Origin of the sequence: Corynebacterium pseudopelargi (assembly GCF_003814005.1) — a bacterium.
In the GTDB taxonomy this organism is placed as follows: Bacteria; Actinomycetota; Actinomycetes; order Mycobacteriales; family Mycobacteriaceae; genus Corynebacterium; species Corynebacterium pseudopelargi.
The window spans coordinates 187,255-198,060 of sequence record NZ_CP033898.1; the positions used below are offsets into that span (position 1 = coordinate 187,255).

At 59.2% G+C, this 10,806-nt stretch carries 7 protein-coding genes; 4 read left to right on the top strand and 3 right to left on the bottom strand.

From position 1 onward, the window contains the following. Positions 1-14 precede the first annotated feature (14 nt). The 3 genes from CPPEL_RS00910 to CPPEL_RS00920 all read left to right on the top strand — a co-directional run bounded on the left by CPPEL_RS00910 (position 15) and on the right by CPPEL_RS00920 (position 7,753). The gene (locus CPPEL_RS00910; RefSeq protein ID WP_123959285.1) at positions 15-4,658 is read left to right on the top strand and encodes a type I polyketide synthase; all 4,644 of its coding nucleotides are present in this window, start codon (positions 15-17) and stop codon (positions 4,656-4,658) included. Between the two features lie 52 nt (positions 4,659-4,710). Continuing rightward, positions 4,711-6,258, top strand: a complete 1,548-nt coding sequence (locus tag CPPEL_RS00915) for an acyl-CoA carboxylase subunit beta (RefSeq protein WP_425453804.1) — start codon at positions 4,711-4,713, stop codon at positions 6,256-6,258. Positions 6,259-6,472: 214 nt separating this feature from the next. Beyond that, positions 6,473-7,753, top strand: coding sequence for an MFS transporter (locus CPPEL_RS00920; RefSeq protein WP_123959288.1), 1,281 nt, complete (start codon positions 6,473-6,475; stop codon positions 7,751-7,753). Here CPPEL_RS00920 and CPPEL_RS00925 read toward each other — a convergent pair. After that, on the bottom strand, positions 7,745-8,596 hold the full coding sequence (locus CPPEL_RS00925) for a LysR family transcriptional regulator (RefSeq protein WP_123959290.1): 852 nt from the start codon (positions 8,594-8,596) through the stop codon (positions 7,745-7,747). The two genes, CPPEL_RS00920 and CPPEL_RS00925, sit on opposite strands and share 9 nt — an antisense overlap. 71 nt (positions 8,597-8,667) lie before the next feature. Here CPPEL_RS00925 and CPPEL_RS00930 point away from each other — a divergent pair, with 71 nt between their 5' ends. After that, a complete protein-coding gene (locus tag CPPEL_RS00930; RefSeq protein WP_123959292.1) occupies positions 8,668-9,543 on the top strand; it encodes an SLAC1 family transporter in 876 nt (291 codons plus the stop codon). Here the strand turns inward: CPPEL_RS00930 and CPPEL_RS00935 are convergent. Both CPPEL_RS00935 and CPPEL_RS00940 read right to left on the bottom strand, forming a co-directional pair. Then, positions 9,476-9,781, bottom strand: a complete 306-nt coding sequence (locus CPPEL_RS00935; RefSeq protein WP_123959294.1) for a DUF3054 domain-containing protein — start codon at positions 9,779-9,781, stop codon at positions 9,476-9,478. The genes CPPEL_RS00930 and CPPEL_RS00935 overlap by 68 nt on opposite strands. After that, positions 9,778-10,803 carry a lysylphosphatidylglycerol synthase transmembrane domain-containing protein gene (locus CPPEL_RS00940; protein WP_123959296.1) on the bottom strand — a complete coding sequence of 342 codons (1,026 nt, stop codon included), beginning with the start codon at positions 10,801-10,803 and terminating at the stop codon, positions 9,778-9,780. Before CPPEL_RS00940 ends, CPPEL_RS00935 begins: the two co-directional genes overlap by 4 nt. Positions 10,804-10,806: the final 3 nt, after the last annotated feature.

Sequence of the window (10,806 nt, forward strand, 5' to 3'; positions counted from 1 at the left end):
AAAGGTGATTTTTCATGACGGCTGAGCAACTACGCCAATGGTTACGCGACTGGGTTCGCGAAACTACCGGGGCTGAGGATATCGACGATGATCAACCGATGCAGGCCTTCGGCCTATCCTCTCGAGACGTGGTTGCTCTTTCGGGTGAACTTGAGCGGCTTTTAGGTACTCGTTTAGATCCCACCATCGCCTATGAATACCCCACCATTAATGCGCTGAGTCGCAGATTAGTGCAGGGTGCACCGAAACAAAGCGCAGCGGTGGTGATTGAAGAAAAGCCCGCCGAACACGACATCGCCATCGTAGGCATGGCTGCGCGTTACCCAGGGGCGAATAACCTCGAAGAAATGTGGGCCATGCTCGTCGAAGGCCGCGATGGCCTAGGGGAGCTGCCCATCGGGCGCTGGAGCGAATACGCAGGTGATGAGGTGACTGCCAAGAAGATGGCAGAAACCAATACCACCGGCGGCTATATCGAAGATATTGCCAGCTTTGATGCTGAATTCTTTGGCCTTTCGCCACTCGAGGCAGTCAATATCGACCCCCAGCAGCGCATCATGTTGGAGCTGACCTGGGAGGCCTTAGAACACGCCCATATCCCGCCGAGCTCTTTGCGCGGCGAGCCCGTTGGTGTGTTCCTTGGATCTTCTAGCAACGACTACGGCATGCTCATCAGCTCCGATCCGGCCGAGGCTCACCCCTACGCCCTCACCGGCACCGCAAGCTCGATTATTCCGAACCGCATCTCCTATGCCTTCGATTTCCGCGGACCTTCGGTGAACGTGGATACCGCCTGCTCTTCTTCCCTCGTGGCAACCCACCAGGCAGTGCGCGCCCTGCGCTATGGGGAGGCCGATGTGGCGATTGCCGGTGGCGTGAATATTTTGGCCGCGCCTTTTGTTTCCACCTCTTTCGGTGAGCTCGGCGTGTTTAGCCCAACCGGCAAGATCCACGCCTTTTCCGATGATGCCGATGGCTTTGTGCGCGGCGATGGCGCAGGTGTGTTGGTGCTCAAGCGGCTTTCCGACGCAAAAGCCGACGGGGATACAGTCTTGGCAGTGATCAAGGGCTCGGCGGTGAACTCCGATGGCCATTCCAATGGCATTACCGCACCAAACCCGGAAGCACAGGTCGACGTTCTTCAACGCGCCTATAGCGATGCGGGCATCGACCCTAAAGATGTGGACTATGTAGAAGCCCACGGCACCGGCACCATTTTGGGCGACCCCATCGAAGCCACCGCCCTAGGCCAGGTGCTTGGCCGCGACCGTGGCGTAGAACAGCCCACCTTGCTCGGTAGCGCCAAAACCAACTTCGGGCACACCGAATCTGCCGCCGGTGTTGCTGGCTTGATCAAAACGGTGCTGGCCATGCAGCACAATGTGCTGCCGCCCTCGCTGCACTTTTCTGCCCCCAACCGCTATGTGGACTTCGATGCCGAACGCATCGAGGTAGTAGAAGATCCCCGCGAATGGCCCGAATACTCCGGGCACAAGGTTGCCGGCGTGTCCGGCTTTGGTTTCGGCGGCACGAATGCCCACGTCGTGCTGGAATCCTATGAGCCACAAGACCAACCCCAACAGCCACTGCTTCGCACCGAAACGGGCGTGTTCCCCATCTCCGGCTTGCTGCCTTCGCGGCGTCGTGAAGCTGCCGCAGCCTACGCCCAAGCGGTAGAAGAAGACCTACCGGCGCTGGCTCGCTCATTGGCAAAACGCAACCATGGCCGCTCCCGCGCCGTGGTGCAGGCAGCCGACCGCGAAGAGGCCATCAAGCGCCTCAATCAGGTCGCAGAAGGCAAGACCAGCATCGGCATCGTCGCAGCAGACGCGCCGGGCCAGGGCGCAGTCTTTGTGTACTCGGGCTTTGGCTCCCAGCACCGCAAGATGGCCAAAGACTTAATGGAGCTTTCGCCCTTCGTGGCCAAGCGCCTAGGCGAGCTGGACCAATTGGTGCAATTTGAAGCCGGATGGTCCATCGTTGAGCTCATCGAAGATGATGCCCAGACTTATAACACCGAAACGGCTCAGGTGGCCATCACCGCGATCCAAATTGCGCTCACCGATCTATTTGCCGCCTTCGGCGCCCGCCCCAGCGCTGTGATGGGCATGTCCATGGGCGAAATCGCCGCCGCCTACGCGGCAGGTGGCCTGAGTGCCGAAGATGCCATGGTGGTAGCCATCCACCGCGCCAGGCTCATGGGCGAGGGTGAGGCCTCGCTGCCAGAAGATCAACTTGGCGCCATGGCTGTGGTGGAAATGCCCGCCGATGCCGAATTCGCAGAAGGCATTGAGCCTGCCGTGTTCGCAGGCCCTGGCATGACCACCGTTGGCGGCCCACGCGATGCCGTGAGCGCGTTGGTGGAGCAACTCCAAGAAGAAGGAAAGTTTGCACGCTTGCTCAACGTCAAGGGCGCCGGCCACACCAGCGCGGTGGATCCTTTGCTTGGCGAGCTCGCCGCCGAGGCGTCCATGATTCAGCCCAAGCCTTTGCAGATCCCGCTGTATTCCTCCGTGGAGGCACACACCTACCAGCCGGGCGATGTGGTCCACGACGTGGACTACTGGTTGCGTTGTACCCGCCAGCCGGTGTTGTTCCAAGACGCCACCGAGCGCGCTTTTGCCGATGGCTTTGAGCTGTTGGTGGAGATTTCCCCCAACCCAGTAGCGCTGATGGGCATGATGAACACCGCCTTTAGCGTGGGCAAGGCCGATGCGCAGCTCATTTACTCGCTCAAGCGCAAGGTGGATGCGGGCGAAAGCCTGCGTGATGCGCTGGCCAAGCTCTATGTGCAAGGCGCACCCGTGGACTTTTCCAAGCTCTATGGCGATGGCGCCATGCAGCACGCACCAGGGGTGCCGTGGAAGCGTCAGCGTTATTGGACTGCTGCGCGCCCACAATCGCACCACGGTGGACTGCCTGGCACCAAGGTCACGCTGCCTGGCCAGGTGGCCTTTAGCACCGTGGCCGAGCAGGTGCCGAGTGTAGAAGCCTTGATCGAGGCTGCCGTGGAGGCAGTGTTGCCTGGTGCGAGCATTTTGGCGCTGGAAGAACACGCGGCGCTGCCTGCTTCTGGTGAGCTCAGCACCGTCGTATCCCACAACGTGGCCGGCATCAATGTGCAGGTCTACCGGGTGATGGGGGAGCAGACCATCGCCTTGGCGGAAGGTTTTGCAACCACCTTGACCACCCCCGCTGCGGAGCAAACGCAGGAGTTAAGCCCCGAGGAAGACGCGCTGCCGGAGCCGGTGTGGGATGGCAGTGAATCCGTGGAGCAGCGCATGCGCACCATCGTTTCCGAGGCAATGGGCTATGACGTTGAGGATCTCCCGCGCGAATTGCCTTTGATTGATTTGGGCCTGGATTCCTTGATGGGCATGCGCATTAAAAACCGCATTGAGCACGAGTTCCAGATTCCTCCCCTGCAGGTGCAGGCGCTTCGCGACGCCTCCGTGGCCGATGTCGTGACCTTGGTAGAAGATCTTGTTGCCGGCAGAAATGCCGAAACCCAAGACACCAACGTGGCCATGCCCGAGCCTGTGGCGAAAGCCCAGGAGCAACGGGAAGCGCCGAAGGAGAAGAAACCCCAGGGCGTAGGCGTGGCTCCGCGCGATGCCTCTGAGCGCCTGGTGTTTGCCACCTGGTCTGGCATCGTGGGCAAGGCGCCTGCTGGTGTGACCAGCGAGTTGCCGGAGATTCCGCAGGATCAGGCCCAGGCCATTGCCGAGCGCCTGAGCGATCGCGCTGGCACGTCTGTCAGCGTTGAAGATGTGCTTGAAGCGCCCACCTTGGAACCATTGGCCAACCTGGTGCGCGAGGGGCTCGAAACTGATGTTGAGGGCAATATCCGCGTGTTGCGTGCCCGCCCAGAAGGATCCACGCAACCGGCAGTATTCATGTTCCACCCGGCGGGTGGTTCGAGCGTGGTGTATCAACCACTGATGCGCCGCTTGCCCGAAGACGTACCCGTCTATGGTGTTGAGCGCCTCGAAGGCAGCCTCGAAGAACGCGCCGCAAGCTACTTGGATGAGATTCAGCGTTATTCCGATGGCCTGCCGGTGGTGCTTGGCGGTTGGAGCTTTGGTGGCGCATTGGCCTATGAGGTGGCATCGCAGCTTGAGGGCGTAGACGTGGCCTTTATTGCCCTATTAGATACCGTGCGACCTGCGCATCCGGCTCCCGATACGCCAGAAGAAACCAAACGTCGTTGGGAGCGCTATTCCGCCTTTGCCAAGAAGACCTATGGCCTGGATTTCCCGGTGCCCTATGAGCTTTTGGAATCTGCAGGCGAGGATGCGCTGCTGGCAATGATGGCTGAATTCTTGGCCAATACCGATGCCTCAGAGCATGGCCTTTCGGCCGGTGTGCTGGAGCACCAGCGCGCCTCCTTTGTAGATAACCGCATTTTGGATCGCCTCGATTTCAGCCGCTGGCAGCAGGTGGATAAGCCAGTGCTGCTCTTCCGCGCCGAGCGCATGCACGATGGGGCAGTGGAGTTGGAACCCGCCTACGCCGAGATCGACGAGGACGGCGGCTGGGCCGAGATTGTGAAAGATCTTGAGATCGTGCACCTTAAGGGCGATCACCTGGCTGTGGTTGATGAGCCGGAGATTGGCAAGGTGGGTACGGCGATGACCCAGCGCATTATTAACTTCTAGGGCAATCGACTATCGTGGATTAGTTGGAAGAAACGTCTATGAGGGAGTGATTTTGGAAACCACGGCGGAAAAGCTCGCTGACCTGCGCGCTCGCCTTGAAAAGGCTCAGGATCCCGGTTCTGAGCGTTCACGCGCCAAGCGTGATGCCGCCGGTTTCACCACACCTCGCCAACGCATTGACCGCCTTTTAGATAAGGGCTCTTTTGTAGAGATCGGCGCCCTTGGCCGCACTCCAGATGATAAGGAAGCACCCTATTCAGATGGTGTGGTGACTGGCTATGGGCGTATCGACGGCCGCCCAGTGGCGGTGTATGCCCACGATAAGACCGTCTATGGCGGTTCGGTGGGTGTCACCTTCGGGCGCAAGGTCTGCGAAGTGATGGATATGGCCATCAAGATTGGTTGCCCCGTCATTGGTATCCAGGATTCCGGTGGTGCGCGCATCCAAGATGCTGTGACCTCCTTGGCCATGTACTCCGAGATTGCCAAGCGCCAGTTGCCGCTTTCTGGCCGCAGCCCGCAGATTTCCATCATGATGGGTAAGTCTGCCGGTGGTGCCGTGTATGCGCCGGTGACTACCGACTTTGTTATTGCCGTGGATAAGCGCGCAGAAATGTATGTCACAGGCCCTGCTGTGATTAAGGAAGTCACCGGCGAGGAGATCACCTCCGAGGAGCTGGGATCTGCCAGGCAGCAGGAGAAAAACGGCAACGTTTCCTATGTTGCAGCCGATGAAGAAGACGCCTTTAACTTCGTGCACGATCTGCTCCAGCATCTGCCTTTAACGTGCGAGGATGAAAACCCCACCTACTGGGCACCCAGTGATGAAGATGTGGCGGTTACTGAGGCGCTGGATACCTTCATGCCCGATGACACCAATGCGGGCTATGACATGCATGATCTGCTCAAGCAGCTCTTTGATAACGACGATATTTTAGAGATCCAGGGTGGCTTCGCCCCGAATCTGATCACTGCCTTTGCCAGGATCGACGGCCACTCAGTGGGCGTGGTGGCAAACCAGCCACTGGAATTTGCTGGGTGTATTGATGCCGATGCCGCCGATAAGGGCGCGCGCTTTATTCGCATCTGCGATGCCTACAATATTCCGATCTTGTTCGTTGCCGATACTCCTGGGTATCTCCCCGGTGTGGATCAAGAAACCTCCGGTTTGATTCACCGCGGCGCAAAGTTGGCCTTTGCGTTGGTAGAGGCCACGGTGCCGAAGATTTCTTTGATTGTGCGCAAGGCCTACGGCGGAGCCTATGCCGTGATGGGTTCTAAGAACCTCACCGGTGATATCAACCTGGCGTGGCCAACGGCCCAGATTGCCGTGATGGGTGCGGCTGCCGCTTCGGTGATGATTCAGGGCAAGCAATTGGCGGCCATTGAAGACCCAGCGCAGCGTGCGTACATGAAGAAGGTCTTTATGGACTTCTATGACGAGAACATGACCAGCCCCTATGTGGCTGCAGAGCGCGGCTATATCGATGCGATGATCCAGCCGCATGAAACTCGTCTGGCCTTGCGCCGAGCGCTTCGCCACATGGCCACCAAGGTGGAACATGATCTGCCGAAGAAGCACACGATTATGCCAATGTAGCAATGTTGATAAACGCCCCTGTTAGGGCGCGTATGGCATGGCTAAGGCGCGAAGATTCTCGCCGGCGTTGCTCCCAAACGGGGGCAGCGCCTTTTTCTTTTATGGCGCCAGTAGTTGATTATTGAATCTTGTGTGGTGATCCCTCCAGCGAGGGAAAGACAACGTTGCACGAGCTATACAACACTGGTTATTGCATGAGAAAGGCGCTCGAGCAATGCGGACGAAACAACTCGACGAACTTCCTGTAACAAAAGGGCACGCCAAAATCCTCGGCACCTCTGGCCTTGGCTGGGCCATGGATGCCATGGATATTGGACTGATTAGCTTTATTATGGCCGCACTCGTGGCCCACTGGGGCTTAAGCCCAACGGAGACAAGCTGGCTTGGATCTATCGGCTTTGTGGGCATGGCCATCGGCGCCTCTTTGGGCGGTTTATTGGCAGATAAGTTCGGGCGTAGAAATATATTTGCGCTCACCTTGTTGGTGTATGGCATTGCAACTGGGGCGTCGGCGGCGTCGACAGGCTTAGGCATGCTCCTTGCTTTGAGGTTCTTGGTAGGCCTTGGCCTTGGTGCTGAGTTGCCGGTGGCATCAACCTACGTCAGTGAATTTGCGCCGAAGCGTGTGCGCGGGCGCATGGTGGTGATCCTCGAAGCCTTCTGGGCAGTGGGCTGGATTATGGCCGCGCTGATCGGCACCTTCGTGGTGGGGCAATCGGAACAGGGTTGGCGCTGGGCGCTACTTTTAGGTTGCGTGCCAGCTTTCTACGCCTTTGTGGTGCGTTTGACGCTGCCGGAATCGGTGCGCTTTTTAGAATCCAAGGGCAAATTTGAGCAGGCCGATCAGGTGGTTGAGTCGCTGCAGCGTTCCCCGGTGCTCTTTCACCCCAAGCCCACGCCCACGCTTCCGGCAGAACGTATCGAAGCCACCAGCATCTTCGCCCCGGCACTGCGCAAACGCACCCTTGCGCTGTGGACCGTGTGGCTGTGCATCAACTTCGCCTACTACGGCGCCTTTTTATGGTTGCCCTCCCTGCTGCACGCCTCGGGCTATACCTTGGTCAAATCCTTTGCCTTCACCCTGGTCATGACCCTTGCCCAGCTTCCCGGCTACGCCATTGCAGCCGTGCTGATCGAGCGATGGGGACGGCGCGCCACCTTAGCCACCATGCTCAGCGGCTCGGCGATCTCAGCAGCGGCCTTCGCCCTTGCCGCTCAAGATTGGCAAGTGGTGTTGGCAGGGTGCTGCCTTTCCATGTGCAACCTTGGTGCCTGGGGCGCGCTCTACGCCATCGGCCCAGAGCTCTATCCCACCAACTTAAGGGCCACCGGCACAGGCCAGGCAGCGGCCGTAGGGCGCATCGCCTCGATCATTGCCCCGCTGGCGGTGCCACTGATTGCCCAGGGTGCGCTCTTTTTCATCTTCGCCTCGGCCTTCGTCATCGCAGCGCTGGCAACCTTCCTTCTACCGGAACAGCGCGGCCGCTCAGTCTAGGTGGCTTGCACTGCCTTCGGTGGCGGTGCGCAGCAAGGCGGCTGCCTCGGGGCGCAACTCGCCCTTCCACACCGCTCGAATATCTCTACGCAGATCTAAGCCCTGAACCTGCACCCGACGCAGCCCAGGGCTGAGCGTGCGCACCGGAATCACACCGGGCACGCCCATGGCCAACACCGCCCTGGCCTGGCTTGCCAGTGAGGCAAACTCCGCGGCTGGTGTAGCAAGGCCTATCTGTAATGCCTCAGCGGCGGCTTCGAGCACCTCGCGCGTGCCCGATCCCTGCTCGCGCATCACCATCGGCACCTTGGCAAACTCCTCCGGGCTAATGCTTTGGCCCCAGGGGTGATCTTCGGGCACTACCACGCACAGCTCATCGCTTGTGATTACCTGCTGCTCTAAACCTGGCCTGATGGTGTTGCCTTCTACAAAGGCCAGATCCACGGCATCAGAAAACAGTAGTTCTTGGGCCTGGGCACTATTGGCCTGCAGTACGCGCACCTGGCCATGCACCCACCTGGGTAAGTCATATTCGGCCACGGTGTGCGAGGCGGCAATGCGCAACACTGGATTGAGTAGACGGGCAAGCTCGCTGGCGCAGGTGTTGCTTGCCTGCTGGTATCGCCGCAGGATCTGCAAGACTTCTTCGCCTCTGGCGGTAGGGGAGCAGCCTCGGGCGCTGCGAGCAAAGAGCCTGAGGCCCAAGGCCTTTTCTGCCTGGGCAACCCGCACGCTGATGCTCTGTTGGGTTTTGCCCGTGGCTCTTGCTGCCGCTGCCATGCCACCTTGGTCTGCCACGGCGAGGATCGCTTCTAGGGTGGCGGCATCAGGCAGCAGGTACATGATTTGATTGTAGCTCCCACAGTTGTTTGCGCTCTCCCGCAACTGCCTGCAGGCTCTTAGGCTTAGGCACTATGAAACTTCGAACACTCGGGCCTGCCTGGTCTGGTGCCTTAATGGGCACTAGCATCTCGGCCACCTTAAGCAACATCTTCGGCCTGTCCTGGCTTTCCTATGTGCTGCTCATAGCGGCGAGTATCCTGTTGCTATTAGTAAGCCGAAAAGAGCGGTTAAGCACCGCCACCATGCCGGCCTGGGGCATGTATTCCATGGGCGTGCTCGCCCTCGGCACCGCATACTCCACCATCCTGGGGCTTTGGTGGGTGCATGCCGCCGCCTGGTTCATCGGTGGTGTGCTAAGTGTGATCACCTGCCTGTGGTACACGGTGGCACTGCTGCGCGGCAAGGCCGGGCCTGCCGCCTTTACCTGGGGTTTGCCGCTGGTCGCCCCAATGGTGACGGCCACCAGCTCCGCGCAACTTGGCGCGCACCTGCAAAGCCCGCTGATCATGCACATCGGCATGGCCATGTTCTTCCTGGCCTGGTGCACCGGCGTACCAACCTTTGTGGTGGCATATCTTCGCGCCAAGGTTCCGCTAGCGCTTCGCACTACCACCTGGATTCCCCTTGGCATCGTTGGCCAATCCACTGCGGCAGCCCACCTGTTATGGGGCGCGCATTTATATGGAGTGATCATGCTCAGCATCGGCGTGCCGCTGGTGGGATATGCCCTATATCGTCACTGGTCGGCGGTGGGTTCAATGCCCTATAACCCGAGCTGGTTTGCCTCCACCTTCCCCGTTGGCACCGTGTGCCTGGGGGCTCACTTAAGCGGTTTTGATACTGCAGCCCATGTGCTGCTGGTGTTATTGCTGCTGCACCTTATTTGGGCTGCCACAGGCGGCGCCATCCAAGCAGCAGCACAGCCGACATCAGCGAGGCCACGATAATAAAGCTCCAGTGGGGGATTTCGCCGTGGCGCACACCCCAGATGGCAAGGCCGGTGATGGCGGTGCACAGCCACACCACAAGCCCGCGCCCACGGCCAAGCAGATTGCCAAGAACTGCACCAATGGCAAAAGGCCAGAAGGTATCTAACACGGCCACAACGCCAAGGCCACCGTGGGCAAGGCGTGCAAGTACGGCGAAAATGAACACGGCGATGAGGTCGATACCGAGGGTTTTCATGTTGTTCTTCCTGCTTTCAGCCCACCTCGGGCCACCGAGATGAGGTAGATGATCCACCCGAGGATGGTCATAAGGGCAAAGGTCAAGATGCGGTAGACAAAGACGGCACCGAAGGCACTCGAGGCCGTCATGCCTACTGCTACAAGGCTAGCGGTCATGGCTGCTTCTACCGGGCCTAAACCTGCGGGGGTGATCTGGGCGGTGCCCACGATCTTGGAGGTAACAAAGGCTAAGACCACGCCCAAGAAGGAGGGGTTTTCGCCCACGCGCTCAAGGCCTGGCAATTGTTCGGTAACAGCCCAGATGCACAGCCAGAGGCTGATAATTTCTAGCAGCCAATTCAAAAGACTCAGCGCCGCGACCACGACGAAGCGCCGCCAGGGCAGGTACACGGAGTTGAGTTGGCGGATATGGGTTCGGATTTCTGGGATCCAACGGTCTGGGTCGCGCCGCAGCAGCTTATTAAAGGCACGCACCTCGGTGCAGATAATTTTCGAGGTGGTTTTGGGGTGGGTGGTAGCAAGGTAGACCAGGGAGGCGATGCCCAGCATCACCGCGGCGGTGCCAAGCAGCGGCCAGATGCTAAAAGAGGCACCTAAGAACATCACTGCCACCAGCCCAAGGCCTACCAACCACAGGGTGGAAAGCACGCCGGAGACGATGATGAACCATGAGCTCACCATCACCGAGACGTTCCATTTGCGCATCGTTTGGTACTGATACACGGTGCTAATGGCCGCCCCGCCAGGGAAGGTCGAAGACCAGGAGTTGGCCACGAAGGTCAGCTCAAGGGTTTTCCAGATCGAAATTTTCGATCTTCCCGCTTGCAGCAGTTGGCGCATGACTTCGGCCATGGCCACCATTGAGGCGAGAGTGGAAATTAGCGCGAGGAAGAGGCCAAAGTTATTGGCCTCTAATACTTCTTGGTAGCCACCGGCAAGGAAGGGCATTTTGTCGCGCAGCAGGAATGCCGCAATGGCAATGATTGCCAGCGGCCCTAAGAAGCGCAGCCACTTCCTCATGGT